This window comes from Pseudomonas sp. Irchel s3a10 (assembly GCF_900187525.1).
Classification (GTDB): Bacteria; Pseudomonadota; Gammaproteobacteria; order Pseudomonadales; family Pseudomonadaceae; genus Aquipseudomonas; species Aquipseudomonas koreensis_G.
In genome coordinates, this window is record NZ_FYDR01000004.1 from 247,774 (window position 1) to 272,923 (window position 25,150).

Here is a 25,150-nt window from a genome sequence, read left to right on the forward strand (position 1 = left end):
CGATTGGGGAATCATTTTGCCCCAGCGGAGTCGGAACAATGCTCGCCAACCTGGCATATAGATAGCTGGCCGTTGGTTTTTTGATCTGTTTTCGGCGAGGGTTGCTCGTGATTGTTAGTCCCTGTAATGCAGCAAAAATGTCTGCCAAACGCATGCGAAGTGCCCTGGTAGCGGGTTCGGCGCTCCTGTGCCTGCTCAGCGCCGGCCAGCTTTGGGCGTTCAATCTTGACGATGTATCAGCCAAGGCTAAAGAGCTGGCCGGGCAGAAGTTCGAAGCCCCGCGCAGCAACCTGCCGAACGAATTCCGCGACATGAAGTTCGCGGATTATCAGAAAATCCGCTTCCTCACCGAAAAGGCTGAGTGGGCTGATCAGAAGACACCGTTCAAGCTGTCCTTCTATCACCAGGGCATGCACTTTGACACGCCGGTGAAAATCAACGAAATCACGGCGAACACCGTCGAAGAGATCAAATACGATCCGACCCGCTTCGATTTCGGCGACCTCAAGTTCGATCCGAAAGCCACTGAGCAACTGGGCTACGCCGGTTTCCGTGTGCTGTACCCGATCAACAAGGCCGACAAGCAAGACGAAATCATGACCATGCTCGGCGCGAGCTACTTCCGCGTCGTCGGCAAGGGGCACACTTACGGTCTGTCGGCCCGTGGTCTGGCCATCGACACCGCACTGCCGTCGGGCGAAGAATTCCCGCGTTTCCGCGAGTTCTGGATTCAGCAGCCGAAGCCCGGCGACAAGCATCTGGTGATCTTTGCCCTGCTTGATTCGCCGCGCGCCACCGGTGCCTACCGCCTGATCCTGCGTCCGGGCAGCGACACCATTGTCGACGTCAAGGCGCAGATGTTCCTGCGTGACAAAGTCGGCAAACTGGGCATCGCACCGTTGACCAGCATGTTCCTGTTCGGCGCCAACCAGCCGTCGAAAGTCCTCAACTACCGTCGTGAACTGCACGACTCCAGCGGTCTGTCGATCCATGCCGGCAACGGCGAGTGGATCTGGCGTCCGCTGAACAACCCGAAACACCTGGCCGTGAGCAACTTCAGCGTCGAGAACCCGCGTGGTTTCGGTCTGCTGCAGCGTGGTCGCGACTTCAGCCACTACGAAGACCTCGACGACCGTTACGACAAGCGCCCAAGCGCCTGGATCGAGCCGAAGGGCGAGTGGGGCAAGGGTACCGTTGATCTGGTAGAGATTCCGACCGCTGACGAAACCAACGACAACATCGTTGCGTTCTGGAGCCCGGAAACCATGCCGGAGCCAGGCAAGCCGCTGGACTTCGCCTACCGCCTGCACTGGACCATGGACGAAGCAGCGCTTCACGCCCCCGACAGCGCCTGGGTCAAGCAGACCCTGCGTTCGACCGGTGACGTCAAGCAGTCGAACCTGATCCGTCAGCCGGATGGTAGCGTCGCCTACCTGGTCGACTTCGAAGGCCCGTCGTTGGCGGCTCTGGCCCCGGATGCCGACGTGCGCAGTCAGGTCAGCGTTGGCGACAACGCCGAACTGGTCGAGAACAGCGTGCGTTACAACCCGGAAACCAAGGGCTGGCGCCTGACCCTGCGGATGAAGATCAAGGACGCGAGCAAGTCCACCGAGATGCGTGCCGCCCTGGTTCAGCCAGTGGTCACCGCTGATCTGGCCAAGTCTTCGGTACCGGCGTCGAATTCGTCGGTGGCCAAGGCGGACAAGGTCGCGGCCAAGCAGCAAGAGAAGATCGAGAAGGAAGCCAAGGCAGCCGAGGCCAAACAGGCCGACGCCAAGCCAGCCGCAGATGCCAAGGACAAGGCCAACAAAGACGCCAAGCAGCCAACCGCTGCCAACGCGGCCCCAGCCACACCGGAATCGGCACCGACTGAAGAAGTCCTGACCGAGACCTGGAGCTATCAGTTGCCTGCCGATGAGTAACTCTCAAGTACAGCCAGAGACTCTGTCCGAGTATCTGGCGCATCTGCCGATGACCGACGAGCAGCGCGCGGAACTCGCGGGCTGCCAGTCATTCAGCGAACTGCACCAACGCCTGTCGTCGCCGACGTTCGACGCCCCTGCCGAAGCCGCCCAGGCTTCGGTGGGCAAGCGCCTGACCCTGAGCACCGCCGAGGAGCTGGAAGAGGCGGAAATGCTGGTGCTCGACGCCAGCGGTCGGGTCAGCATGAAGGCGACGCCGCCCATCCGTCGGACCAAAGTCGTGCCGGAGCCATGGCGCACCAATATTCTGGTGCGTGGCTGGCGCCGCCTGACCGGGCGCACCAACCCGCCACAGCCGCCGAAAGATGCGAACGTGTTGCCGGCCGCGCGCTGGCGCACGGTCGGTTCTATCCGCCGCTACATTCTGTTGCTGCTGATGCTCGGCCAGACCATCGTTGCCGGCTGGTACATGAAAGGCATCATGCCGTACCAGGGCTGGTCGTTCGTCGATCTGGACGAAGTGTTGCACCAGCCGCTGCTGCAAACTGCCACGCAGGTGCTGCCGTATGCGCTGCAAACCAGCATCCTGATCCTGTTCGGGATTCTGTTCTGCTGGGTCTCGGCCGGTTTCTGGACGGCATTGATGGGCTTCCTCGAGTTGCTCACCGGTCACGATAAATACCGCATCTCCGGCAAAAGCGCCGGTAACGAGCCGATTCCGAAAGACGCCCGTACCGCGCTGGTGATGCCGATCTGCAACGAAGACGTGCCTCGGGTATTCGCCGGTCTGCGCGCCACCTTCGAGTCGGTCGCCGCTACCGGTGATCTGGATCGCTTCGACTTCTTCGTCCTCAGCGACAGTAACGACACCGATATCTGCGTCGCCGAGCAACAGGCCTGGCTGGACGTCTGCCGCGAAGCCAAGGGCTTCGGCAAGATCTTCTATCGCCGCCGTCGCCGCCGTGTGAAACGCAAGAGCGGCAACCTCGACGACTTCTGCCGTCGCTGGGGCGGTGACTACAAGTACATGGTCGTGCTCGACGCCGACTCGGTGATGAGCGGCGAGTGCCTGACCAGTCTGGTACGCCTGATGGAAGCCACGCCGGACGCCGGGATCATCCAGACCGCGCCGCGTGCGTCGGGCATGGATACCCTGTATGCGCGCATGCAGCAGTTCGCTACCCGCGTTTACGGTCCGCTGTTCACTGCCGGCCTGCACTTCTGGCAGTTGGGTGAATCCCACTATTGGGGTCACAACGCGATCATCCGCATGAAGCCGTTCATCGACCACTGCGCCCTGGCGCCGTTGCCTGGCAAGGGTGCGTTCTCCGGGGCGATTCTGTCTCACGACTTCGTTGAAGCTGCGCTGATGCGCCGTGCCGGCTGGGGCGTGTGGATTGCCTACGACCTGCCGGGCAGCTACGAAGAACTGCCGCCGAACCTGCTCGACGAGCTCAAGCGTGACCGTCGCTGGTGCCACGGCAACCTGATGAACTTCCGCCTGTTTCTGGTCAAAGGCATGCACCCGGTGCACCGCGCAGTGTTCCTCACCGGCGTGATGTCGTACCTGTCGGCGCCGTTGTGGTTTTTCTTCCTGGTGCTGTCGACCGCGCTGCTGGCGGTGAACACACTGATGGAGCCGCAGTACTTCCTGGAACCGCGTCAGCTCTATCCGCTGTGGCCACAATGGCACCCGGACAAGGCGATCGCGCTGTTCTCGACCACTATCGTGCTGCTGTTCCTGCCGAAGCTTTTGAGCATCATCCTGATCTGGGCCAAGGGCGCGAAAGAGTTCGGCGGCAAGTTCAAGGTGACCCTGTCGATGCTGCTGGAGATGCTGTTCTCCATGCTGCTGGCGCCGGTGCGGATGATTTTCCACACCCGTTTCGTCCTCGCCGCGTTCCTCGGCTGGGCCGCAACCTGGAACTCGCCACAGCGTGACGACGACTCCACGCCATGGAGCGAGGCGGTCAAGCGCCACGGTCCGCAGACCCTGCTGGGCTTCTGCTGGGCACTGCTGGTGATCTGGCTGAACCCGAGCTTCCTGTGGTGGCTGGTGCCGATCGTTGGTTCGCTGATGCTGTCGATCCCGGTGTCGGTGATTTCCAGCCGTGTCGGCCTGGGCCTCAAATCCCGTGACGAGAGCCTGTTCCTCATCCCCGAGGAATACAATCCGCCACAGGCGCTGCTGGCGACCGACCAGTACACCCACGAGAATCGTTGGCACGCGCTGAACGACGGCTTCATCCGCGCCGTGGTCGATCCGCAGCAGAACGCCCTGGCGTGCTCGCTGGCGACCTCGCGTCACGGTCAGGCCGAGCCGATCGAGTGGCTGCGTCAGGAGCGTGTACGTCACGCGATCAAGGTCGGCCCGGCCGGGCTGAACAACCATGATCGTCTGCAACTGCTGAGCGATCCGGTGGCCCTGGCCCGTCTGCACGAACTGGTCTGGGCCGAAGGCCACAACGAGTGGCTGGATGCCTGGCGCGCTTCGGTGAAAGCCGATCCGCATGCGCCGCTGCTGCCGCTCAAGCCTGTGAGTCTGCAGGCGCAACCGGCCTGATGAAGAAACCCCGCGAAAGCGGGGTTTTTTTTGTCCTGACGACAGCGGGCGCTGATCTGCAATCGATCAAAAAACCTTGTGCAAACGAACGAGTGCGTTAGCATCCGTCCCCGAATTGGCGCACCCGGACAATCTTGTCCATTTCTGTCGGTTTTCGCGCCGCAAACGCAATGGTTTTGGGGACTTGAAGATGAAGAAGTATCTGTCGATGCTGCTGGTCGGCGTCACGGCACTGGTTGCAGTCACTGCGGCGCAGGCCGGCGCAATCGATGACGCGGTCAAGCGCGGCACGTTGAAAGTCGGTATGGATCCGACCTACATGCCGTTCGAAATGACCAACAAGCGCGGCGAAATCATCGGTTTCGAAGTCGACATCCTCAAAGCCATGACCAAGGCCATGGGCGTCAAGCTCGAGTTGGTGTCCACCGGTTACGACGGGATCATCCCGGCCCTGATGACCGACAAATTCGACATGATCGGCAGCGGCATGACCCTGACTCAGGAGCGCAACCTGCGCCTGAACTTCAGCGAACCGTTCATCGTGGTCGGCCAGACACTGCTGATCCGCAAGGAACTGGAAGGCACCATCAAGTCCTATAAAGACCTGAACACCGCCGACTATCGCATCACCTCCAAGCTCGGCACCACCGGTGAAATGGTCGCCAAGAAGCTGATCGCCAAGGCCAAGTACCACGGCTACGACAACGAGCAGGAAGCGGTGCTCGACGTGGTCAACGGCAAGGCTGACGCGTTCATCTACGACGCGCCGTACAACGTGGTTGCAGTAAACAAGGTCGGCGCCGGCAAACTGGTGTTCCTCGACAAGCCGTTCACTTACGAGCCGCTGGCCTTCGGTCTGAAGAAGGGTGATTACGACAGCATCAACTTCATCAACAACTTCCTGCACCAGATCCACGAAGACGGCACCTACGATCGTATCCATGACAAGTGGTTCAAGAGCACCGAGTGGCTCAAGGACATGGAATAAGCCCGGTCAGATAGACCGCGTTGCCTCGATCGCGAGCAGGCTCACTCCTACAGGGGAGCGCATTCCAATGTAGGAGTGAGCCTGCTCGCGATGAGGGCCTCCAAGGCGATACAGAATCCGGAACCTGCAATGAAACAGAAAAAAGCCCAATGGCCCTGGCACGTCCTGACCGTGCTGGTGCTGGTCGGCCTGGCGGGCGCGTTGTATTACGCCACGTCGCTGATGTCCTACGAATGGCGCTGGAACCGCGTGCCGCAGTACTTCGCCTATCAGGCCGAAGAATCCCAGCGTGCCACCGACATCTCCACCGTCACCGAGCTGGTGCGCAAGGGCGGCAGTGCGCAGGTCACTCTGCGCAACGATGCCGGTGACGAGCAGCACCTGACTGTCGACGAGAACAGCCTGCAATTCGCTCAGGGCGACGATGTGGCAGAAGGCGACGTCGTGGGCGTAACCCGGCATTGGGCGGCAGGGCCGCTGCTGTGGGGCCTTTGGACCACGCTGTGGCTGTCGGTAGTGTCCGGCGTACTCGGTCTGCTGATCGGTCTGGTCACCGGACTGTGCCGCCTGTCGAGCAACCCGACCCTGCGCGACCTGTCGAGCATCTACGTCGAGCTGGTGCGCGGCACGCCGCTGCTGGTGCAGATCTTCATTTTCTACTTCTTCATCGGCACGGTGATGAACCTGTCCCGTGAGTTCGCCGGGATCGCCGCGCTGTCGCTGTTCACTGGCGCCTATGTCGCGGAGATTATCCGTTCCGGCGTGCAGTCGATTGCCCGTGGCCAGAACGAAGCGGCGCGTTCGCTCGGTCTGAGCGCCGGCCAGTCGATGCGCCACGTGGTACTGCCGCAAGCATTCAAACGCGTACTGCCGCCACTGGCCGGGCAGTTCATCAGTCTGGTCAAGGACACCTCGCTGGTGTCGGTGATCGCCATCACCGAGCTGCTGAAAAGCGGCCGTGAAGTCATCACCACCTCGTTCTCGCCGTTCGAGATTCTGTTCTGCGTTGCCGGCCTGTACCTGTTGATCAACCTGCCGCTGTCGAAAATCGCCAGCCGGCTTGAGCGGAGGCTCGCGCAAAGTGATTGAAGTCCGCGATCTGGTAAAAGTTTTCGACACCCGTGGTCAGGTAGTCCGGGCTGTGGATAACGTCACCACCACGGTGGCCAAGGGCGAAGTGCTGGTGGTGATCGGCCCGTCCGGCTCGGGTAAATCGACCTTCCTGCGCTGCCTCAATGGCCTGGAAGAATTCGACTCGGGTTCGGTGAGCATCGACGGCCTGCAACTGGCTGACCCGAAAACCGACGTAAACGCCTACCGCCGCGAAGTCGGCATGGTCTTCCAGCATTTCAACCTGTTCCCGCACATGACCGTGCTGGAAAACCTCTGCCTGGCACAGAAAGTCGTGCGCAAGCGTGGGCAGAAGGAAAGCGAGGCCAAGGCCCTGGCGTTGCTGGAAAAGGTCGGTATTGCGCAGAAGGCGCGGGAATACCCGTCACGTTTGTCCGGCGGTCAGCAACAGCGCGTGGCGATTGCCCGGGCGTTGGCGATGGACCCGAAAGTGATGCTGTTCGACGAACCGACGTCGGCCCTCGACCCGGAAATGGTCGGTGAAGTGCTGGATGTGATGAAGAATCTGGCCGTGGAAGGCATGACCATGGTCTGCGTCACCCACGAAATGGGCTTCGCCCGGGAAGTGGCGGATCGGGTGCTGTTCTTCGATCACGGCAAACTGCTGGAAGATGCTTCCCCGGCGGAGTTTTTTGATGCGCCGAAGGATCCGCGGGCGCAGGCCTTTCTGCGTCAGGTCTTGTAATTTCAGCGTCTGACCTACCGATTTCGCGAGCAAGCCCGCTCCCACATTAGACCGCGTCCGCATGGACAACCAGGTCAACTGTGGGAGCGGGCTTGCTCGCGAATGCATCACCTCGGTTCAGAGCGAACCGAGGTTTTCGGATCACCTCAAACCTTGAACCGCCCCACCAGTGTCTGCAGATGCGTCCCCAACCGCGCCAGCTCAACACTCGACGCCGCCGTCTCTTCACTCGCCGCCGAGGTCTGATCCGACACATCCCGCACATTCAGCACGCTACGGTTGATCTCTTCAGCCACGGCGCTCTGCTGCTCGGCCGCTGCGGCAATCTGCTGGTTCATCGCCTGAATCGCCGACACGGTGCGAGTGATGCTTTCCAGCGAACCACCGGCACGGCGGGTCAGTTCGACGCTGCTGTCGGTCAGGCTGCGGCTGTTGTCCATGATCGTTGCCACTTGCTGGGTGCCGGTTTGCAGGCCGACGATCAGCTCTTCGATCTCTTCGGTGGACTTCTGCGTGCGCTGGGCGAGGCTGCGCACTTCATCGGCAACCACCGCAAAACCACGCCCGGCCTCACCGGCACGCGCCGCTTCGATCGCGGCGTTGAGCGCCAGCAGGTTGGTTTGCTGGGCCACCGACTTGATCACGTCGAGCACGCTGCCGATCTTGTCGCTCTCGCGCTTGAGTTCGCCCATGGCTTCGGTGGAGTGGCCGACTTCGACGGCCAGACGCTCGATCTGCGCGATGGCTTCACCAACCACCTTGTCGCCTTCGCGGGCTTGCTGGTCGGCGGCCACGGCGGCTTCGGAAGCCTCCTCGGCGTTGCGCGCGACTTCCTGCACGGTGGCGGCCATTTCGTTCATGGCGGTGGCGACCTGATCGGTCTCGATTTTCTGATTGTTGACCCCGGCGCTGGTCTGCTCGGTCACCGCCGAGAGCTCCTCGGCGGCGCTGGCGATCTGCGTGACGCCGTCGCTGATGCCGCCGATCAACTCGCGCAAGCCTTGGGTCATGCTCTGCATCGAACGTTGCAACTGACCGAGTTCGTCGCGGCGCAGCGAGACCAGATTGTGGGTCAGGTCGCCAGCGGCCACTTGTTCGGCGACTTTCAGGGTCTGGTTCAGCGGAATGATGATCTGCCGGGTAATCGCCCAGGCGGCGAGCAAGCCGAACGCCAAGGCCAGCGCGGTGGCGATCAGTAGCAGGTTCTTGGCGCGTGCGGCGTCAGTGTCCCGAACCACTGTCTGCGATTCGGTGAGCTTCTTGCTGACCGCGATCAGAATGTCGCCCTGCGCCGCCATACTGGCGAGCGCTGCGGCGTTCTTCACCTGTGAATCACGGAATTGGCTGACTGCGGCGCGGTACGCCTTGAGCGAATCAGTGGCTTGTTGCAGGTTGGCAATGTGCTGTTCCGGCACCCGAGTCGGCAGGCTTTCGAGGTTTTTCAGGGCATTATCGATAGCCGTCAGCGCCGGTTGTTCGGCCTCGGCCTTACCGCTGTAGGTGTAACCGCGCACCTGATAGCGCGCTTGCTGCAGCAGTTTGCTCAGCTCAATCACGGCATTGAACTGCGCGACGCTGTCCCCTTGCAGCAGTGCATTTTCGACTTCGCTGACCTTGGCCACGGCATTGTCTGCGTTTGCACCCAGCTTGTTGCGCGCGTCCTCACGTTGCACGGTGGCCTGGGTCATTTCCCCAAACGCTCGCTTGTACGCGGCTACGGCCGCCAGTTGCTGGTCGACCATCGCTGCATCGGCGGGTTGTTCGATCATGCTGCGCGCCGATTGCAGGCCGCTTTCGAGTTTGGCCAGCAATTCATTGACGGCGCCCGGTCCCTGCTCGCCGCGACGCATGTCGTAGTCCATGCGCGCCAGGCGCAAGTCCTTGGTCAGCTCATTGAGGCTGGAGATGAAGCCCAGTTTATCGCCACGGCTGATGATGCCGCTCATGCCGGTCCAGCCGGTAAAGGTAATCAGCAGGGTGAGCAACAGCACCAGGCCAAAACCGATGCCCAGTTTGCGTTTGACGCTGACGTTTCCAAGATTCTCGGCTAACCAACGGTACATGCGACGACTCCCCTCGGACCACTTGCTAATTGGACTTATGGGGACTGTATCGGCTGGATGATGGCAATCTGTAACCTGATTTGAATGCCAACCCGGGTTCTGTAGGAGCTGACGAGTGCAACGAGGCTGCGATCTTTTGATCTTGCTGTTAAAAAACAAAATCAAAAGATCGCAGCCTGCGGCAGCTCCTACAAGGGGACGTTGCTGGGGTTAGAACAGGCGGGCGAGCAGGGCGGTGACGGCGGTTTCGACGCGCAGAATGCGTTCGCCCAGTTGCACTGGTTGCAGACCGGACTTGCCCAGCAGGTCGATTTCGTAGGGAATCCAGCCACCTTCGGGGCCGATCGCCAGCGTTACCGGCTCGCTGAGTGCTCGTGGGCACGCCGGGTAATTGCCGGGATGGCCGACCAGGCCGAGGGTGCCTTCGGTGATCGCCGGCAGGCGGTCTTCGACGAACGGTTTGAAGCGCTTCTCGATGATGATGTCCGGCAGCACGGTATCGCGGGCCTGTTCGAGGCCGAGGATCAAATTGTCGCGAATCGCTTCCGGCTCCAGAAACGGCGTCTGCCAGAAGCTCTTCTCGACGCGGTAGCTGTTGACCAGAATCACCTTCGACACGCCCATGGTCGCCACGGTCTGGAACACCCGACGCAGCATCTTCGGGCGCGGTAGCGCCAGTACCAGAGTCAGCGGCAGCTTGGCCGGTGGTGATTGATCGAGGGTGACACGCAACTCGGCTTCACCGGCCTCAAGGCGCAGCAGCTCAGCGGAGCCCATCAAGCCATTGATCCGCCCCACGCGCAGGCTGTCACCGACTTCGGAACGATGAACTTCCTGCATGTGGGTCAGGCGCCGGTCACGCAGCACGACGCGGTCGGCCGCGATGAAGTCGGCCTCTTCGAGCAACAGCAGGTTCATGCCTGGGTCGCTGGCGGCTGGTCGTTGTGATCGTCGGCCGGCGTTTCGTCCGGACGTTCGCGCTTGCTGATCAGACCGCCGAACAGAATGCCGATTTCAAACAGCATCCACATCGGTACCGCCAGCAGGGTCTGCGAGAAGATGTCCGGCGGCGTGAGGATCATGCCGACCACGAAGCAGCCGATGATCACGTACGGGCGGATTTTCTTCAGGTAGGCGACGTCGACCACGCCGATCCACACCAGCAACACCACGGCCACCGGGATTTCGAACGCCACGCCGAAGGCGAAGAACAGCGTCATGACGAAATCGAGGTAGCTGGCGATGTCGGTCATCATTTCCACGCCGGCCGGGGTGGCGGCGGCGAAGAATTTGAAGATCAGCGGGAACACGAAGTAATAGGCGAACGCCATGCCGATGTAGAACAGCAGGATGCTCGACACCAGCAGCGGCACGGCGATGCGCTTCTCATGCTTGTACAGGCCCGGCGCGATGAAGCCCCAGATCTGATGCAGGATCACCGGGATCGCGAGGAACAGCGAGACCATCATCGTCAGCTTCAGCGGCGTCAGGAACGGCGACGACACATCAGTGGCGATCATCGTCGCGCCGACCGGCAGGTACTGGCGCAGCGGCGTCGAGACGAAGGTGTAGATCTGCTGGGTGAAGGCGAACAACCCGGCGAAGATGATGAAGATCGCCGCCACGCAACGCAGCAGGCGGGTACGCAACTCGGTGAGGTGCGAAACCAGCGGCATGTGCTGGTCGTTTTCGGGGAGATCGCTCATGGGGCTCGCGGCGGCAGAGTGGAGTCGTGAGGCGCTGGTGTGATCGGCGCGGCGTTTGGCGCATCGTGTTCAACCGAGGTTTCTACGGCTGCCGGTTCTGTCGGCGCTACAACGGCAGCAGGTGCAGGTGTCGGAGCAGGCGCGACGGGTGCAGTCGGCGCATGAATCGTCTGCTGACCCACATGTTCAACCGGCGTCGGCTCCTGCTGAACCGGGTTGAAAATCTTCCGCGCCTCCTGCTCCAGCGACAAGATGTGCTCGTTGTGCAGTTGCCGACGAATCTCGTCGGCACCGATTTCACGTTCAACTTCCTGTTTGATCGCGTTGAAGCTGCGCTTCAGCCGGCCGACCCACAGGCCGGCGGTGCGCGCAGCGCCCGGCAGACGCTCGGGGCCCAGCACCAGCAGGGCGACGAGGCCGACGAGCAGCAGTTCAGAGAAGCTGATACCAAACATTAGTCAGTGCTCACACGTCTTTGCGGATCGGCTCTTCGACTTTCTGCGCCTGCACGTCGATGGTGTGCGGCGGGTTGGCCTGAGCGGTGGCTTGCGGCTGCACCGGTGGTACCGGCTGCGCAGGCGTCACGGTCGGATCGGCGGCCGGCTTTTCGTCGTCGTTCATGGCTTTGCGGAAGCCCTTGATCGACTCGCCAACGTCGGTGCCGAGGTTTTTCAGTTTCTTGGTGCCGAACACCAGCACCACGACTACCAGAATGACGATCCAGTGTTTCCAGTCAAAAATGCCCATGTTGCTGTTCCTCTCTAAAAATTGTTCAGGCGGACGGACGCGAGGCTTTCTCGACGTGTCCGGACAGACCGAAGCGACGATCCAGTTCATCCAGCACGGCCTGCGGATGCTGCCCCAGTTGGGCAAGCATGACCATGCTGTGGAACCACAGGTCGGCGGTCTCGTAGATCACGTCGCTGCAGTCACCGCTGATGGCGGCGTCCTTGGCGGCAATAATGGTTTCGACCGACTCTTCGCCGACTTTCTCCAGAATCTTGTTCAAACCCTTGTGATACAGACTGGCCACATAGGAGCTGTCGGCAGCTGCGCCTTTGCGCTCTTCGAGCACTTCGGCCAAGCGGGTCAGGGTGTCACTCATGTTTGTGTCCTGCGGAGTAGATTGCATGCGGGTCTTTCAGAACCGGGTCGACCGTTTTCCAGTCGCCGTTTTCGTAGACGCGGTAAAAGCAGCTTTGACGGCCGGTATGGCAAGCGATGTCGCCGATCTGTTCGACCATCAGGATGATCACGTCGGCGTCGCAGTCCAGGCGCATTTCATGCAAGGTCTGTACGTGGCCGGACTCTTCGCCCTTGCGCCACAGCTTGCCACGGGAACGTGACCAGTAGATTGCACGGTTTTCCGCGGCGGTCAGTTCCAGCGCTTCGCGGTTCATCCAGGCCATCATCAGCACGCGTCCGGTCTTGTGATCCTGGGCAATCGCCGGCACCAGGCCGTCAGCGTCCCACTTGATCTCGTCCAGCCAGTTTTTCATCTTCGACTCCGACAGCGAACCCGTACTTCAATAGTCAGGTTCAGGCGTTGAAACAGTGTGCCAGCCGATCAGCAAACTGGCTATCGGCGAACGACCAGATACAAGCCGACGGCCACCATGATGCCCGCCGGCCAATGCCCCAGTTCGTGCAGCGGGCCACCGGCGGCGAGGATCGTGCCGCCGGCCAGATGTGCGCTGCCAAGCAGGCGCAGAAACCAGTCGTCCTTGCGTTTGTGCCACGGTGGCGGCGGGTCGTAGGCGTGCGGTTGCGACATGCGTTCGAGCAGGTCGCGGGCCATGTTGGCCAGGTGCGGCAGCTGCTCGAACTGGCTCTGCACGTTGCCGAGCAAGGCTTTGGGGCTGACGCGCTCGCGCATCCAGCGCTCGAGGAACGGCTGCGCGGTGTTCCACAGATCCAGATCCGGGTACAGCTGACGGCCAAGGCCTTCGATGTTCAGCAGGGTCTTTTGCAGCAATACCAACTGCGGCTGGACTTCCATGTTGAAGCGCCGCGCAGTCTGGAACAGGCGCATCAGCACCTGGCCAAATGAAATATCTTTTAACGGTTTTTCGAAGATCGGTTCGCATACGGTGCGGATCGCCGCTTCGAATTCGTTGAGTTTGGTTTCCGCCGGCACCCAGCCCGAATCGATGTGCAACTGCGCCACACGGCGGTAATCGCGCTTGAAGAAAGCGAACAGGTTGCGCGCCAGGTAGTCCTGGTCTTCCGGGGTCAGGCTGCCGACGATACCGCAGTCGATCGCGATGTACTGCGGGCTCCACGGGTTGACGGTGCTGACGAAGATGTTGCCCGGGTGCATGTCGGCGTGGAAGAAACTGTCGCGGAACACCTGGGTGAAGAAGATCTCCACGCCGCGTTCGGCGAGCATTTTCATGTCGGTGCGCTGGTCGGCGAGGGTCGCCAGGTCCGTCACCTGAATCCCGTAGATACGCTCCATCACCAGCACTTTCGGCCGGCACCAGTCCCAATAGACTTGCGGCACGTAGAGCAGCGGCGAGCCTTCGAAGTTGCGCTTGAGCTGGCTGGCGTTGGCCGCCTCGCGCAGCAGGTCGAGCTCGTCGTAGATGGTTTTTTCGTAGTCCTGCACCACGTCGACCGGGTGCAGCAAACGCGCGTCGGCGGAGACCTTTTCGGCGGCGCGGGCGAGGACGAACAGCCACGCCAGATCCTGAGCGATCACCGGTTTCAGGCCCGGGCGGATCACCTTGACCACCACTTCTTCGCCGGTCTTCAGTTGTGCGGCGTGTACCTGTGCCACCGAGGCCGAGGCCAGCGGTTCGACGTCGAAACGGCTGAACACTTCGCTGATTTTCTTGCCCAGCTGTTCTTCGATCAGTTTGATCGACAGCTGCGAATCGAACGGCGGCACGCGGTCCTGCAGGAGCATCAGCTCATCGGCGATGTCTTCCGGCAGCAGGTCGCGGCGGGTCGAGAGAATCTGCCCGAACTTGATGAAGATCGGCCCCAGATCCTGCAACGCCAGACGCAGGCGCGCACCACGGCTCAGCTCCAGCGGCTTGCGCGGCAACCAGCGCCACGGCAGCACGTAGCGCAGCGCCAGGAGGAACCAGGGCAGCGGCAGCTCGAACAGCAGATCATCGAGGCGGTAGCGGATCACGACGCGCTGGATGCGCAACAGACGGCGGACGGCAAGCAGCTTCATGCGTTATCGCTTGGGTCGAGGGATCGGGAAAGGCGCTCGAAACGCGCCTCGAGACGTTCCAGATCAAGTTTGATCCGGTCCAGTTCGCTGAACCGCGCTTCGGCTTCGCGCTGGCCGACGAGGGTGCGCGATTCTTCGGCGAGGTATTCGGCGAGATTCTGGTTGAGGCTGGCAAATCCTTGTTGATACCAGCGTGCACGGCTGCGCAGATGGCCACCGATCAGTTGCGTGGCCACCGGGCCGAGCCAGCGCGAGAGTTCGTACTCCCAGTCCAGCTCGAGGTCCTGCAGCACGCCGGCCAGTTCCAGCAGCACGCCGCTGTCACCGTCGAGCTCGACTTCCGGGGCATGTAGCACCGCGGTCTTGTCTTTGCTCACGGCCAGTTTCACCAGGCTCGACGCCGGGGCGCGCAGGGTGCAGTCGACGCCGGTTTCCCACTGCGAGGCGAGCATCAGGCCCTCATCGCTGGGCAGGATGAACAGTTGCAGCGCCGGGCTGCGGCAATCGACGGCAATGACTTTGCCGGTCAGATGCGCCAGCCGCGGCAGCGCCGTGCTGTCGAGACGCAGCACCCGGTTGAGGCCGAGTTCGACGCTGGCGAGCAGCCCGGTAAGCAACATCAGGGCTTGATGCCGCGGTGCAGGGCGACGATGCCTGCGGTCATGTTGTGATAGGTCACGCGGTCGAAACCGGCGTCGACCATCATCGACTTCAGGGTTTCCTGATTCGGGTGCATGCGGATCGATTCGGCCAGGTAGCGATAGCTTTCCGAATCGTTGGTGATCAGCTTGCCCATTAGCGGCATGAAGGCGAACGAGTAGGCGTCGTAGGCTTTCGACATCAGTGCGTTGGTCGGCTTGGAAAATTCCAGCACCAGCAGGCGGCCGCCGGGCTTGAGCACGCGCAGCATCGAGCGCAGGGCGTCTTCTTTGTGCGTCACGTTGCGCAGGCCGAAGGCGATGGTCACGCAGTCAAAGTGGTTGTCCGGGAACGGCAGTTTTTCCGCGTCCGCCTGAACGAATTCGACGTTGCCCGACACACCCAGATCCAGCAGGCGGTCACGGCCGACCTTGAGCATCGATTCGTTGATGTCGGCCAGTACCACTTGGCCGGTCGGGCCAACCAGGTGCGAGAATTTCTTGGTCAGGTCACCGGTGCCGCCGGCGATGTCGAGCACGCGGTTGCCTGCACGCACACCGGACAGTTCGATCGCGAAACGCTTCCACAGACGGTGCATGCCGCCCGACAGAAGGTCGTTCATCAGGTCGTACTTCGCGGCTACGGAGTGAAACACCTCAGCGACTTTTTCCGCTTTCTGGCTTTCCGGAACGTTTTTGAAGCCGAAGTGAGTGGTGGGTTCGGCATCGCTGCCTTTGCGCTGATCAGTCATATCGCTGTCACCAAAAGAGAATGCGCGACATTCTAATCCCCAAGCCATGCTTTGTCTTGGAATGGCTAAAGGTAAGATGGGCGACCTTCGGGACGATTTGCCGCAGACGCGGTCAAGATTTACCGTCACCTATTCATCAAGCAGGAGTCATTCGATGGCCAAAATCAGTGTTGAGCGTGCCCACAGCCTGGGCAAGGAAGCCGCCCGCGAGAAGGCCGACAAGCTGGCGCAGAAACTCTCCGATCAATATGGCCTGGAGCCGCAGTGGTCGGGCGACACCCTGAACCTCAAGCGCTCCGGCGTGAAAGGCGCGGTGCATGTGGCTGACGATTCGATCCGCGTTGACGTGGAACTGGGCATCATGATGTCGGCCATGAGCGGCATGATCAAAGCCGAGATCGAGAAGGCGCTGGACAAAGCCTTGGTCTGAAGATCAAAAGATCGCAGCCTTCGGCAGCTCCTACATGGGAGTGTGTGTTCCTGTAGGAGCTGCCGAAGGCTGCGATCTTTTCATTCAGGCACCCCTCATTTATGTCAGTTGTTAGGGTGCCGTTTCTAATTTTTCTCCCTACTTTGTGCCTGAGCCCGACACATCTGCGGGCAGTTCCTCAAACCTTCTGCGCGTGAGGTGCACCATGGCCAAAGTCATTCTGAAGAAAAAAATCGACGCTTCGACTTCTGCTCTGAGCGACGTCAAATCCTATGCTCGCAAGATCTGGCTGGCAGGCCTGGGTGCCTACACCAAGGTCGGCCAAGAGGGCAGCGACTACTTTCAAGAGTTGATCAAGGCTGGTCAAACTGTTGAAAAGAAAGGCAAAAGAGTCGTCACCGAAAAACTCGAAGCGGCCAACGCCGAGATCGATGAAGCCAGGGATGAAGTCAGCTCGTTCAAAGGTCGCGTCGAAGTTCAACTCGACAAGGTCGAGAAGGCGTTCGACTCCCGTGTAGCAAGCGCCTTGAATCGTATCGGCATTCCGTCTAAACATGACGTTGAGACACTCTCTGCTAAGCTCGATGAGCTGACGGCATTGCTCGAACGCGTCGCGCGTAAATCTTAAGGAGAACGGGATGGCTGGTAAAAAGAACACCGATAAAGAAGGCAGCTCGTGGATTGGGAAAGTCGAAGACTACTCCCGCAAAATCTGGCTGGCTGGTTTAGGCGTGTACTCGAAGATCGACACTGACGGCAGCAAGCTCTTCGATACATTGGTCAAAGACGGCGAGAAAGCCGAGAAGCTCACCAAGTCTGCAGTCGGCAAGAAGGTCGATGCCGCCAAGGATTCCGCTTCTTCGGCCAAATCGCGCATCAGCGGCGTGAAAGATCGCGCACTGGGCAAGTGGGACGAGCTGGAAGGGGCTTTCGACAAGCGCCTGAACAGCGCGATTTCGCGCCTGGGTGTGCCTAGCCGCAATGAAGTCAAAGCGCTGCACAGCAAGGTCGAAACGCTGACCAAGCAGATCGAGAAACTCACTGGCGAGAAGGCACGTCCGGTAGCGGCGAAAACCGCTGCGGCCAAACCAGCCGCTAAAACTGCAGCGGCAAAACCGGCGACCAAAACTGCTGCCAAGCCATTGGTCAAAGCGGCTGCGAAACCGGTGGCGAAGGCTAAATCAGCCGTTAAATCCGTAGCGAAAACGGCTGCCGCCAAACCTGCTGCGAAAGCAGCGGCCAAGCCGGTTGCAGCCGCCAAGGCAGCTGCGAAGCCTGCCGCTAAAACCGCGGCGAAGCCAGCAGCCAAGCCAGCAGCGAAAACCGCTGCCGCCAAACCGGCTGCCAAGCCAGCGGCCAAACCGGCTGCGGCGAAAAAACCGGCAGTGAAAAAACCGGCTGCGCCGAAAGCCGCTGCGCCGAAGCCTGCTGCACCCGCAGCAGCCAAGCCAGCCACCCCGGCAACCCCGGCCAGCGCGTCGAACTCGGCCGCTGCACCGACTCCGGTAGCTACCCCGACTGCTGCATCGACCCCGTCGACGCCAACCAGTCAGTCCTGATTTTTCAGGGCAAAACAAAACGCCCGGCCTGTGAAGGTCGGGCGTTTTTGTTTATGCAGATAATCGCTGGAACAACGCCATTCTCCTGTGGGAGCGGGCTTGCTCGCGAAGGCGGTGTGTCATTCAGCATTGATATTGGCTGAGCCACCGCTTTCGCGAGCAAGCCCGCTCCCACAGGGGGGGCAATGTGTAGCCCATTCAGTCGTGATCTTCGAGATACTGCAGGGCCATCCGTTCAGTAGCGACTTTCACCGGCGGCAGCAGATGCGGCGCCACCAGCATCATGATCTGGTACACCACCAGCTTGACCTCGCCTTCGCGATCGAGAATCCGCTGATAGTCCAGCGAGAACAGCAGGGTCATGGTGATCTGTTCCACCAGTTGCCCCAACGCCTGGGTGTCACTGACCAGTTGGCCCGAAGCCTTCAACCGCGCCAGCAAGGATGCCAGCGTGCGCTTGAGCGCGTTGAGCAGGTTGCGAATGCCCTTGGCCAGTTTCGGCAGGCGCCCGGCGAGGTTCGACAGGTCCTGGAACAGAAACCGGTACTGCGCCAGACGCTCGACGATCAGGTGCAGAAACAGCCAGTAATCCTCCGGCGCCAGTTCGGCATCCGATGGCGGATCGAGCAGCGGCGCCAGTTCGTTCTGGAAGCGCTCGAACAGGCCGAGAATCATCGGCTCCTTGCCGTGGAAGTGGTAGTAGAGGTTGCCGGGGCTGATCCCCATTTCGTTGGCAACTTCCATGGTGGAGACGTTGGGCTCACCCTTTTCGTTGAACAGTTGCAGGGCACATTCGAGAATCCGGTCGCGGGTTTTCATCCAGTCTTCTTAGAAAAGTTCGGTTAAGCGTCAGCGCACATGCACGTAGGTGCCGGGCGCTGCCTCCATCGGTGGATAGTTCGGATTGCCGAGGGTCATCAGGGTTTCGCGCTGGGCGCCGGAGCGCTGCTGTATCCACTCCAGCCACTGCGGCCACCAACTGCCGTCGACGCGCTTGGCGTCGTAGTACCAGGCACGCGGATCGCTGCTCAGCTTGCCGTTCTCGACGTAATTGGCTTTCGGGTTGCTCGGCGGGTTGAGGATGCTTTGCACATGACCGCTGTTGGATAGTACGAAACGTCGCTCGCCACCGAGCAGCAGGGTCGAGCGGTACACCGCGTCCCACGGCGTGATGTGGTCGTTCATGCCGGCCACGCTGAAGCTGTCGACGGTGACTTTCTGCAGGTCGATTGGCGTACCGCAGACTTCCAGCCCGCCTGGGTGGGTCAGCGGATTGTGTTTGAAGAAGTCCAGCAGGTCGCCGTGGAACGCGGCGGGCAGGCGGGTGTTGTCGTTGTTCCAGTAGAGAATGTCGAAGGCCGGCGGCTCTTTGCCGAGCAGGTAGTTATTGACGAAGTAGCTCCAGATCAAATCGTTGGGCCGCATCCAGGCAAACACCTTGGCCATGTCGCGACCGTCGAGCACGCCTCGCTGATAGGAGCGGCGTTTGGCCGCTTCGATGGTCTGTTCGTCGGCGAACAGGGTGGTCGGGGTCTCGATCTCGCTGTCGAGCAGGCTGACCAGATAGGTCGCACTGGAGATCCGCCGCAGTTGCCGTTTGGCCTGCAGATGACCCTGCAGCGCAGCGATGGTCAGGCCGCCGGCGCAGGCGCCCATCAAGTTGACCTCGCGCGCGCCGGTGATCGCCCGGCAGATGTTCATCGCTTCTTCCACCGCCTCGACATAGGTCGACAGGCCCCATTCGCGATGGCGCACGTCCGGGTTGCGCCAACTGATCATGAAGGTCTGCAGGCCGTTCTTCAGCGCGTACTGGACGAAGCTGTTCTGCGGGCTGAGGTCGAAAATGTAGTACTTGTTGATTTGCGGCGGCACCACCAGCAGCGGCTTGGCGTACTGCTTTTCGCTCATCGGCTTGTACTGGATCAGCTCGAGCATCTCGTTGCGAAACACCACCGCGCCGGTGGTGGTGGCAACGGTCTTGCCGACCTCGAACGCCTGCTTGGTAACCTGTCGCGGCAGGCCATCGTTGTGCAGCAGATCATCGAACAGATGGCTCAGGCCGCGCACCAGGCTCTGGCCGCCGGAATTGAACAGTTCCTTCACCGCCAACGGATTGAGCAAGGTGTTGGAGGGCGCGACGGCATCGTTGAGCAAGGTGAACGCGAAGTGCGCGCGGGCGCGGTCATCCTCGCTCATGCTGCTTTCATCGATCCAGCTCTTGACCTGTTTCTGCCAGGCCAGATACGCCTGCAGGCTGCGCCGGTAGAACGGATTGAGGCTCCACGCCGGATCGGCGAACCGCGCGTCCTGCGGGTTGGTCGGGTGCAGGGTTTCACCGAGCAGCACGCGACCGAGCTGGCCACCGAGTTTCAAGGCGTGCTTCGCGCTGTGAATCGGGTTGCGCAGACCGTGGGCGGCGACGCTGCGCAAGGTCGAGAGCAGGTCCCGCCCACGCAGGCCGGTCATTGCACTTTGTGCATTGATGAACACGGCGGGACTGGGCACTACGCCCGTCGCAGGTTTGTCGCGCATGACTCAACACTCCTTCGTCTTCAGGTCAAAAACAAACTCACCGAACCAGAACACCATAGTCGCTGTTACGGGTTGCTGCCTGCGCGGCGTCCTGCCGCGCACTTTGTTCAAAACCCTGCATAAAGCCTGCCGCCGTGATTTATCCGCCCAGCGGGGTCGGATGCGGGTGCATCACGGCGCGCTGCCGCTCCTCCTCAAGGAATTTCATGATGATCGGCGCCACGGCTTCGGCGCGGGTGATCAGGAACAGATGACCGTCGTCGATGATGTGCAGTTGGGCGTTGGGAATCCGCCAGGCGAGCATGCGCATGTTGATCAGCGGGATCAGTGGATCGTCGTCGCCGGCCAGCACCAGGGTCGGCTGATGGATCTTGTGCAGCCAGTGAATGCTGGTCCAGCCGAGGCCGGCGAACAACTGCCAGTAGTAACCGAGCTTGCCCGCCGAACGCACTTTCGCCGCATGGCTGGCAGCCAGCGTCGGGTCGCGGCGGAACGAGCCGCCGTAAATCAACGGCGCAATGCGGATCACGTGGGACGGCTGGATGTAGCGCCGCGGGCTGGCCATCATCCACAGCACTTTCGGCTTGCCCGGCACCATGAAGGCGCCGGCCGCAGTCGCCGCCAGCACCAGTTTCTTGCAGCGTTCGGGGTAGTCGTGGGCGAATTGCTGCGCCAGCGCACCGCCCCAGGACACGCCGATCACATTGACCTGACCGTAGTCGAGGTAATCGAGCATCCGCGCCGTCAGCTTCGCCAACCCGGGAAAGCGATACGGCCGGTTGGGCGTCGACGAGCCGCCGACACCGGGCACGTCGAAGGCGATCACTTCCAGATCCGGGTCCAGCGCCGCGACAAACGGAAACACCAGCTCCAGGTTGGCGCCGATGCCGTTGAAAATCAGCAAGGGCGTCAAATGAGGCTTGCCGGGGCGTACCGCGGTGCGGAGGGTCTGCCCATCCAGATCGACGGTACGGAAAATGAACGGTTGCGGCATGCTTCAGGCCCTGTGGGTCAATCTCAATATCACCTCCAATCCCTTGTGGGAGCGGGCTTGCTCGCGAAGGCGTCGTGTCAGTCGCCAATGTTGTTGGCTGATCAACCGCTTTCGCGAGCAAGCCCGCTCCCACAGGGGGATGAGGTGTGTCAGTTACCGCTCGTGAACATATGTGCCCGGCGATGCTTCACCTGGCGCGTAAGCCTTGTTGCCGAGTTTGGTCGGCGCCTTTTTCAGATTGCCCGAGCGTTCGGCCTGCCACGCCTGCCAGTACAGCCACCAGGAATCAGTGTGCTTGGTCGAGTTCTCTTGCCATTCGTCGGCATTGGCGGCCATGCCTTCGCTGGTCATGTAGCGCGATTTCGGGTTGCCCGGCGGGTTCAGGATGCTCTGGATGTGCCCGCTGCTCGACAGCACGAACTCGACCTTGCCACCAAACAGCTGCGCCGACTTGTAGCAGGACTTCCACGGGGTGATGTGGTCGTTGGTGCCGGCCAGCGAGAAGATGTCGGCGGTGACCTGCTTGAGGTCGATCGGCGTGCCGCACACTTCCAGTGCATTGGGGCGGATCAGTGGGTTGTTTTTGAACATCTCGATCAGGTCGCCGTGAAACGCTGCCGGCAACCGGGTCGTGTCGTTGTTCCAGAACAGGATGTCGAACACCGGCGGCTCGTTACCGAGCAGGTAGTTGTTGACCCAGTAGTTCCAGATCAGGTCGTTGGGGCGCATCCACGCGAAGACCTTGGCCATGTCTTTGCCTTCGAGCACGCCGGCCTGATACGAATGGCGCTTGGCGGTCTCCAGCGTCTGTTCGTCGACGAACAGGGCGACGTCGCTGTCCAGGGTGGTGTCGAGCACGCTGACCAGCAGGGTCAGGGCGTTGACCTTGTTCTGTCCGAGGGCGGCGTAGTGGCCGAGCAGCGCGGTGCAGGTGATACCGCCGGAGCAGGCGCCGAGCATGTTCACGTCTTTGCTGCCGGTGATGGCCGTGACCACGTCGACCGCTTCCTTGAGCGCATCGATGTAGGTCGACAGGCCCCACTCGCGCTGGGCCTTGGTCGGGTTACGCCAGCTGACGATGAAGGTCTGCACGTTATTGCGTAGGCAGAAGCGCGCCAGACTCTTGTCCGGGCTCAGGTCGAATACGTAGAACTTGTTGATCTGTGGCGGCACCACGAGCAATGGGCGTTCGTGTACCTGCTCGGTGATCGGCCTGTACTGGATCAGCTCCAGCACGTCGTTGCGAAACACCACCGCGCCTTCGGTCACGCCAAGGCTCTTGCCGACCTCGAACGCGCCCATGTTGACCTGGCTCGGCATACCGCCGTTGTGCACCAGATCCTTGGCCAGATGCGAGAGGCCATCGAGCAGGCTCTTGCCGCCGGTCTCGAAGAAGCGTTTGACCGCTGCCGGATTGGCTGCGGTGTTGGTCGGGGCCATGGCTTCGGTCATCAGGTTGATCACGAAGTGGCCGCGTGCGATGTCTTTGGGTGACAGGCTGCTGTCGTCGATCCAGGAGTGGAGCTCCTTGCGCCACGCCAGATAAGTTTGCAGATAACGTTTGTAGAGCGGGTTCTGACTCCACGCCGGATCAGCGAAGCGACGGTCATCGCTGGCCGGTTGCAGTTCCGATTTGCCGAACAGCACGTTCTTCAGTTCAAGACCGAAATGGGTCACGTGCTTGACGCTATGGATCGGTTGTTTGATGGCCTGGGTCAGCACCATTCGAGCAGAGGCCAGCAGATCCTTTCCGCGCAGCCCAACGACGGGATTAAGCCCCAGGGTGTTTTCCGAGGCTTGGTACTTCAGGTCATCGTTATTCTTGTTACTCATCTACGACGCTCCATTGTCCTGAGACGAGTACCCGGTTTCTGCTGTGCAGTTCCACAGCGAATGCCAGGTACTACTGCTCGGGTGACCGTTAATTCTGCATAGCTGCTTTACAGTCGTAGAGCACTGCAGGGAACTTGCCAGCTCCATTGGTTACCCGAGTTTAATTTTTTTCGCAAGCAGGCCGATCCTCGGCCACACAGCAGAGCATTCAAACAGATGAATTTAGAAAATGCCCTCTAAAGAGCAAGAGTCTCGGACTAGAGCATCAGCTTGACGATTGACTCGTCCGGATCGCGGGTTTTCCCGGCCGCTTTGAGCTCGGCCAGATAATCGGCCCAGAGTACGTCATGACGTCGCCCCAGCTCGTAGAGATAATCCCAGGTGAACAAGCCGCTGTCGTGGCCGTCATCGAAGGTCAGTTTCAGTGCGTACTGACCGGCCGGTTCCAGGCCGCTGAGGCCGACATTGAGCTTGCCGAATTGCAGGATCGGTTTGCCGTGGCCCTGGACCTCGGCGGAAGGGGAATGCACGCGCAGAAATTCGGCGGGCAGGGTGTACTCCTCGCCGGACGCGTATTTGAGCGTCAGGGTTTTCGAGGCTTTGTGCAGTTTGATGTCGGTGGGGATTGAGGTCATGGTCTGGCGTCCGTTGTGTGGGCGACCCTGATTCAAATGTGGGAGCGGGCTTGCTCGCGAATGCGGTGTGTCAGCCAACATTGGTGTCGACTGGCACGGCCTCTTCGCGAGCAAGCCCGCTCCCACAGGGTCCGCTACCGCTGTAAGTATGGCTTACAGGATATAACGGGACAGGTCTTCGTTCTGCGCCAATTCGCCCAGATGGCTGTTGACGTATGCAGCGTCGATCAGGATCGGCTTGTCGTCATGTGCGCTGGCCAGGTCGCCGGCACTGAACGACACCTCTTCCAGCAGACGCTCAAGCAGCGTGTGCAGACGACGGGCACCGATGTTCTCGGTTTTCTCGTTGACCTGCCAGGCGATCTCCGCCAGACGCTTGATGCCTTCCGGCTGGAACTGGATGTTCAGGCCTTCGGTTTTCAGCAGCGCGCAATATTGCTCGGTGAGCGAAGCGTGCGGCTCGCTGAGGATGCGCTCGAAGTCTTCCGGGCTCAGGGCTTTGAGTTCGACGCGGATCGGCAGACGGCCTTGCAGCTCAGGCACCAGATCGCTCGGCTTGCTCAGGTGGAACGCACCGGAGGCGATGAACAGGATGTGGTCGGTCTTGACCATGCCAAGCTTGGTGTTGACGGTGCAGCCCTCGATCAGCGGCAGCAGGTCGCGCTGTACGCCTTCACGGGAGACATCGGCGCCGCCGACATTACCGCGCTTGGCGACCTTGTCGATTTCGTCGATGAACACGATGCCGTGTTGCTCGACCGCTTCCAGGGCCTTGGCCTTCAGCTCTTCTTCGTTGACCAGGCGCCCGGCCTCTTCGTCGCGCACCAGTTTCAGCGCTTCTTTGACCTTGAGCTTGCGCGCTTTCTTCTTGCCCTTGCCCATGTTGGCGAACAGGTTCTGCAACTGGCTGGTCATCTCTTCCATGCCAGGTGGCGTAGCGATCTCGATGCCGGCCACTTCGGCGACTTCGATCTCGATTTCCTTGTCGTCCAGCTGACCTTCGCGCAGGCGTTTGCGGAACAACTGACGGGTGTTGGAATCGCTGCTCGGTGCCTCTTCATTGCTGAAGCCCATGCGTGCCGGTGGCAGCAGTGCGTCGAGGATACGGTCCTCGGCAGCGTCTTCGGCACGGTGGCGCACGCGGGTCATTTCCTGCTCGCGGAGCATCTTGATCGCGGCGTCGGCCAGATCACGGATGATCGATTCGACGTCACGGCCAACGTAGCCGACTTCGGTGAATTTGGTTGCTTCGACCTTGATGAACGGCGCGTTGGCCAGTTTCGCCAGACGACGGGCGATCTCGGTTTTACCGACACCGGTCGGGCCGATCATCAGGATGTTTTTCGGGGTCACTTCAACACGCAGCTCTTCAGGCAGCTGCATGCGGCGCCAGCGGTTGCGCAGGGCAATCGCGACGGCGCGCTTGGCATCGTCCTGGCCGATGATATGGCGGTTGAGTTCGTGGACGATTTCGCGGGGAGTCATGGACATAGTAATTGACGGTCCTCAAGCAGAAACAAGCCGTGGCACTTAGG

General features: G+C 60.9%; 24 protein-coding genes and 1 pseudogene. 8 read left to right on the forward strand and 17 right to left on the reverse strand.

The annotated features are described in order from the left end of the window. Nucleotides 1–137: 137 nt before the first annotated feature. The 5 genes from CKW11_RS14045 (at nucleotide 138) to CKW11_RS14065 (ending at nucleotide 7,289) form a co-directional block, all read left to right on the forward strand. Nucleotides 138–1,922, forward strand: coding sequence for a glucan biosynthesis protein G (locus CKW11_RS14045; protein WP_166496377.1), 1,785 nt, complete (start codon nucleotides 138–140; stop codon nucleotides 1,920–1,922). Then, nucleotides 1,915–4,485 carry a glucans biosynthesis glucosyltransferase MdoH gene (gene mdoH, locus CKW11_RS14050; protein ID WP_095137986.1) on the forward strand — a complete coding sequence of 857 codons (2,571 nt, stop codon included), beginning with the start codon at nucleotides 1,915–1,917 and terminating at the stop codon, nucleotides 4,483–4,485. Before CKW11_RS14045 ends, mdoH begins: the two co-directional genes overlap by 8 nt. Before the next feature lie 190 nt (nucleotides 4,486–4,675). Beyond that, nucleotides 4,676–5,473 carry a transporter substrate-binding domain-containing protein gene (locus tag CKW11_RS14055; protein WP_095137987.1) on the forward strand — a complete coding sequence of 266 codons (798 nt, stop codon included), beginning with the start codon at nucleotides 4,676–4,678 and terminating at the stop codon, nucleotides 5,471–5,473. Nucleotides 5,474–5,602: 129 nt separating this feature from the next. Beyond that, nucleotides 5,603–6,562, forward strand: coding sequence for an amino acid ABC transporter permease (locus CKW11_RS14060; RefSeq protein ID WP_027611292.1), 960 nt, complete (start codon nucleotides 5,603–5,605; stop codon nucleotides 6,560–6,562). Continuing rightward, nucleotides 6,555–7,289 carry an amino acid ABC transporter ATP-binding protein gene (locus CKW11_RS14065; RefSeq protein WP_095137988.1) on the forward strand — a complete coding sequence of 245 codons (735 nt, stop codon included), beginning with the start codon at nucleotides 6,555–6,557 and terminating at the stop codon, nucleotides 7,287–7,289. The genes CKW11_RS14060 and CKW11_RS14065 overlap by 8 nt, the downstream gene beginning before the upstream one ends. 146 nt (nucleotides 7,290–7,435) lie before the next feature. Here the strand turns inward: CKW11_RS14065 and CKW11_RS29125 are convergent, their stop codons facing one another. The 11 genes and pseudogenes from CKW11_RS29125 to ubiE all read right to left on the reverse strand — a co-directional run bounded on the left by CKW11_RS29125 (nucleotide 7,436) and on the right by ubiE (nucleotide 15,632). After that, nucleotides 7,436–8,308 carry a methyl-accepting chemotaxis protein gene (locus tag CKW11_RS29125; RefSeq protein WP_371917875.1) on the reverse strand — a complete coding sequence of 291 codons (873 nt, stop codon included), beginning with the start codon at nucleotides 8,306–8,308 and terminating at the stop codon, nucleotides 7,436–7,438. Continuing rightward, nucleotides 8,291–9,352, reverse strand: a pseudogene (locus CKW11_RS29130) (methyl-accepting chemotaxis protein); the annotation flags it as partial. The pseudogene CKW11_RS29130 and the gene CKW11_RS29125, both read right to left, overlap by 18 nt. Before the next feature lie 210 nt (nucleotides 9,353–9,562). Further along, complete coding sequence (locus CKW11_RS14075) at nucleotides 9,563–10,270, reverse strand: 16S rRNA (uracil(1498)-N(3))-methyltransferase (protein WP_095137990.1); 708 nt, start codon at nucleotides 10,268–10,270, stop codon at nucleotides 9,563–9,565. Beyond that, nucleotides 10,267–11,058, reverse strand: coding sequence for a twin-arginine translocase subunit TatC (tatC, locus tag CKW11_RS14080; RefSeq protein WP_095137991.1), 792 nt, complete (start codon nucleotides 11,056–11,058; stop codon nucleotides 10,267–10,269). The genes CKW11_RS14075 and tatC overlap by 4 nt, the downstream gene beginning before the upstream one ends. Beyond that, nucleotides 11,055–11,513, reverse strand: a complete 459-nt coding sequence (gene tatB, locus CKW11_RS14085) for a Sec-independent protein translocase protein TatB (protein ID WP_095137992.1) — start codon at nucleotides 11,511–11,513, stop codon at nucleotides 11,055–11,057. The genes tatC and tatB overlap by 4 nt, the downstream gene beginning before the upstream one ends. A gap of 10 nt (nucleotides 11,514–11,523) precedes the next feature. Then, on the reverse strand, nucleotides 11,524–11,805 hold the full coding sequence (locus CKW11_RS14090; RefSeq protein WP_003220847.1) for a twin-arginine translocase TatA/TatE family subunit: 282 nt from the start codon (nucleotides 11,803–11,805) through the stop codon (nucleotides 11,524–11,526). A 25-nt stretch (nucleotides 11,806–11,830) separates the two neighbouring features. Then, complete coding sequence (locus CKW11_RS14095) at nucleotides 11,831–12,163, reverse strand: phosphoribosyl-ATP diphosphatase (protein ID WP_007909355.1); 333 nt, start codon at nucleotides 12,161–12,163, stop codon at nucleotides 11,831–11,833. Next, nucleotides 12,156–12,557: a phosphoribosyl-AMP cyclohydrolase gene (gene hisI, locus CKW11_RS14100; RefSeq protein ID WP_003220851.1), complete on the reverse strand. Its 402-nt coding sequence runs from the start codon at nucleotides 12,555–12,557 to the stop codon at nucleotides 12,156–12,158. Before hisI ends, CKW11_RS14095 begins: the two co-directional genes overlap by 8 nt. An 80-nt stretch (nucleotides 12,558–12,637) precedes the next feature. Beyond that, entirely contained in the window at nucleotides 12,638–14,242 is a 1,605-nt protein-coding gene (gene ubiB / locus CKW11_RS14105) for a ubiquinone biosynthesis regulatory protein kinase UbiB (protein ID WP_095137993.1), read from the reverse strand. After that, nucleotides 14,239–14,862, reverse strand: coding sequence for an SCP2 domain-containing protein (locus CKW11_RS14110; RefSeq protein WP_095137994.1), 624 nt, complete (start codon nucleotides 14,860–14,862; stop codon nucleotides 14,239–14,241). Before CKW11_RS14110 ends, ubiB begins: the two co-directional genes overlap by 4 nt. Then, nucleotides 14,862–15,632, reverse strand: coding sequence for a bifunctional demethylmenaquinone methyltransferase/2-methoxy-6-polyprenyl-1,4-benzoquinol methylase UbiE (gene ubiE / locus CKW11_RS14115; protein WP_007961779.1), 771 nt, complete (start codon nucleotides 15,630–15,632; stop codon nucleotides 14,862–14,864). Before ubiE ends, CKW11_RS14110 begins: the two co-directional genes overlap by 1 nt. A gap of 154 nt (nucleotides 15,633–15,786) precedes the next feature. Between ubiE and CKW11_RS14120 the strand changes: the two genes are divergently transcribed. The 3 genes from CKW11_RS14120 to CKW11_RS14130 all read left to right on the forward strand — a co-directional run bounded on the left by CKW11_RS14120 (nucleotide 15,787) and on the right by CKW11_RS14130 (nucleotide 17,621). Continuing rightward, nucleotides 15,787–16,062 carry a polyhydroxyalkanoic acid system family protein gene (locus tag CKW11_RS14120; RefSeq protein ID WP_003220859.1) on the forward strand — a complete coding sequence of 92 codons (276 nt, stop codon included), beginning with the start codon at nucleotides 15,787–15,789 and terminating at the stop codon, nucleotides 16,060–16,062. Nucleotides 16,063–16,267: 205 nt separating this feature from the next. Next, nucleotides 16,268–16,690: a phasin family protein gene (locus tag CKW11_RS14125; RefSeq protein WP_095137995.1), complete on the forward strand. Its 423-nt coding sequence runs from the start codon at nucleotides 16,268–16,270 to the stop codon at nucleotides 16,688–16,690. 10 nt (nucleotides 16,691–16,700) lie between these two features. Beyond that, nucleotides 16,701–17,621 (forward strand): phasin family protein, encoded by a 921-nt coding sequence (locus CKW11_RS14130; protein WP_095137996.1) that lies wholly within the window; start codon nucleotides 16,701–16,703, stop codon nucleotides 17,619–17,621. A gap of 198 nt (nucleotides 17,622–17,819) precedes the next feature. On the opposite strand, the gene CKW11_RS14135 is transcribed toward CKW11_RS14130, so the two are convergent. From CKW11_RS14135 to hslU, 6 genes are all read right to left on the reverse strand, one after another. Next, nucleotides 17,820–18,440, reverse strand: coding sequence for a TetR/AcrR family transcriptional regulator (locus tag CKW11_RS14135; RefSeq protein ID WP_095137997.1), 621 nt, complete (start codon nucleotides 18,438–18,440; stop codon nucleotides 17,820–17,822). Between the two features lie 30 nt (nucleotides 18,441–18,470). Further along, nucleotides 18,471–20,153: a class II poly(R)-hydroxyalkanoic acid synthase gene (gene phaC, locus CKW11_RS14140; protein WP_095137998.1), complete on the reverse strand. Its 1,683-nt coding sequence runs from the start codon at nucleotides 20,151–20,153 to the stop codon at nucleotides 18,471–18,473. A 139-nt stretch (nucleotides 20,154–20,292) separates the two neighbouring features. Next, the gene (phaZ, locus tag CKW11_RS14145; protein ID WP_027611303.1) at nucleotides 20,293–21,147 is read right to left on the reverse strand and encodes a poly(3-hydroxyalkanoate) depolymerase; all 855 of its coding nucleotides are present in this window, start codon (nucleotides 21,145–21,147) and stop codon (nucleotides 20,293–20,295) included. A gap of 153 nt (nucleotides 21,148–21,300) precedes the next feature. Further along, nucleotides 21,301–22,980: a class II poly(R)-hydroxyalkanoic acid synthase gene (gene phaC, locus CKW11_RS14150; RefSeq protein ID WP_095137999.1), complete on the reverse strand. Its 1,680-nt coding sequence runs from the start codon at nucleotides 22,978–22,980 to the stop codon at nucleotides 21,301–21,303. A 257-nt stretch (nucleotides 22,981–23,237) separates the two neighbouring features. Next, nucleotides 23,238–23,615 (reverse strand): gamma-butyrobetaine hydroxylase-like domain-containing protein, encoded by a 378-nt coding sequence (locus CKW11_RS14155; RefSeq protein ID WP_095138000.1) that lies wholly within the window; start codon nucleotides 23,613–23,615, stop codon nucleotides 23,238–23,240. A gap of 153 nt (nucleotides 23,616–23,768) precedes the next feature. After that, the gene (gene hslU, locus CKW11_RS14160) at nucleotides 23,769–25,106 is read right to left on the reverse strand and encodes an ATP-dependent protease ATPase subunit HslU (protein ID WP_007968354.1); all 1,338 of its coding nucleotides are present in this window, start codon (nucleotides 25,104–25,106) and stop codon (nucleotides 23,769–23,771) included. Nucleotides 25,107–25,150 lie beyond the last annotated feature (44 nt).

Coding starts and splice junctions, on each gene's coding strand:
- CKW11_RS14110 (WP_095137994.1), bottom strand. CDS start 14,862: ATGTTGCTTACCGGGCTGCTCGCCAGCGTCGAACTCGGCCTCAACCGG.
- phaC (WP_095137998.1), bottom strand. CDS start 20,153: ATGCGCGACAAACCTGCGACGGGCGTAGTGCCCAGTCCCGCCGTGTTC.
- hisI (WP_003220851.1), bottom strand. CDS start 12,557: ATGAAAAACTGGCTGGACGAGATCAAGTGGGACGCTGACGGCCTGGTG.
- hslU (WP_007968354.1), bottom strand. CDS start 25,106: ATGTCCATGACTCCCCGCGAAATCGTCCACGAACTCAACCGCCATATC.
- CKW11_RS14135 (WP_095137997.1), bottom strand. CDS start 18,440: ATGAAAACCCGCGACCGGATTCTCGAATGTGCCCTGCAACTGTTCAAC.
- CKW11_RS14095 (WP_007909355.1), bottom strand. CDS start 12,163: ATGAGTGACACCCTGACCCGCTTGGCCGAAGTGCTCGAAGAGCGCAAA.
- phaZ (WP_027611303.1), bottom strand. CDS start 21,147: ATGCCGCAACCGTTCATTTTCCGTACCGTCGATCTGGATGGGCAGACC.
- CKW11_RS14075 (WP_095137990.1), bottom strand. CDS start 10,270: ATGAACCTGCTGTTGCTCGAAGAGGCCGACTTCATCGCGGCCGACCGC.
- tatC (WP_095137991.1), bottom strand. CDS start 11,058: ATGAGCGATCTCCCCGAAAACGACCAGCACATGCCGCTGGTTTCGCAC.
- CKW11_RS14045 (WP_166496377.1), top strand. CDS start 138: ATGTCTGCCAAACGCATGCGAAGTGCCCTGGTAGCGGGTTCGGCGCTC.
- CKW11_RS14125 (WP_095137995.1), top strand. CDS start 16,268: ATGGCCAAAGTCATTCTGAAGAAAAAAATCGACGCTTCGACTTCTGCT.
- CKW11_RS14130 (WP_095137996.1), top strand. CDS start 16,701: ATGGCTGGTAAAAAGAACACCGATAAAGAAGGCAGCTCGTGGATTGGG.
- phaC (WP_095137999.1), bottom strand. CDS start 22,980: ATGAGTAACAAGAATAACGATGACCTGAAGTACCAAGCCTCGGAAAAC.
- CKW11_RS29125 (WP_371917875.1), bottom strand. CDS start 8,308: ATGCAGAGCATGACCCAAGGCTTGCGCGAGTTGATCGGCGGCATCAGC.
- CKW11_RS14060 (WP_027611292.1), top strand. CDS start 5,603: ATGAAACAGAAAAAAGCCCAATGGCCCTGGCACGTCCTGACCGTGCTG.
- CKW11_RS14155 (WP_095138000.1), bottom strand. CDS start 23,615: ATGACCTCAATCCCCACCGACATCAAACTGCACAAAGCCTCGAAAACC.
- ubiB (WP_095137993.1), bottom strand. CDS start 14,242: ATGAAGCTGCTTGCCGTCCGCCGTCTGTTGCGCATCCAGCGCGTCGTG.
- ubiE (WP_007961779.1), bottom strand. CDS start 15,632: ATGACTGATCAGCGCAAAGGCAGCGATGCCGAACCCACCACTCACTTC.
- CKW11_RS14120 (WP_003220859.1), top strand. CDS start 15,787: ATGGCCAAAATCAGTGTTGAGCGTGCCCACAGCCTGGGCAAGGAAGCC.
- tatB (WP_095137992.1), bottom strand. CDS start 11,513: ATGTTTGGTATCAGCTTCTCTGAACTGCTGCTCGTCGGCCTCGTCGCC.
- CKW11_RS14090 (WP_003220847.1), bottom strand. CDS start 11,805: ATGGGCATTTTTGACTGGAAACACTGGATCGTCATTCTGGTAGTCGTG.
- mdoH (WP_095137986.1), top strand. CDS start 1,915: ATGAGTAACTCTCAAGTACAGCCAGAGACTCTGTCCGAGTATCTGGCG.
- CKW11_RS14055 (WP_095137987.1), top strand. CDS start 4,676: ATGAAGAAGTATCTGTCGATGCTGCTGGTCGGCGTCACGGCACTGGTT.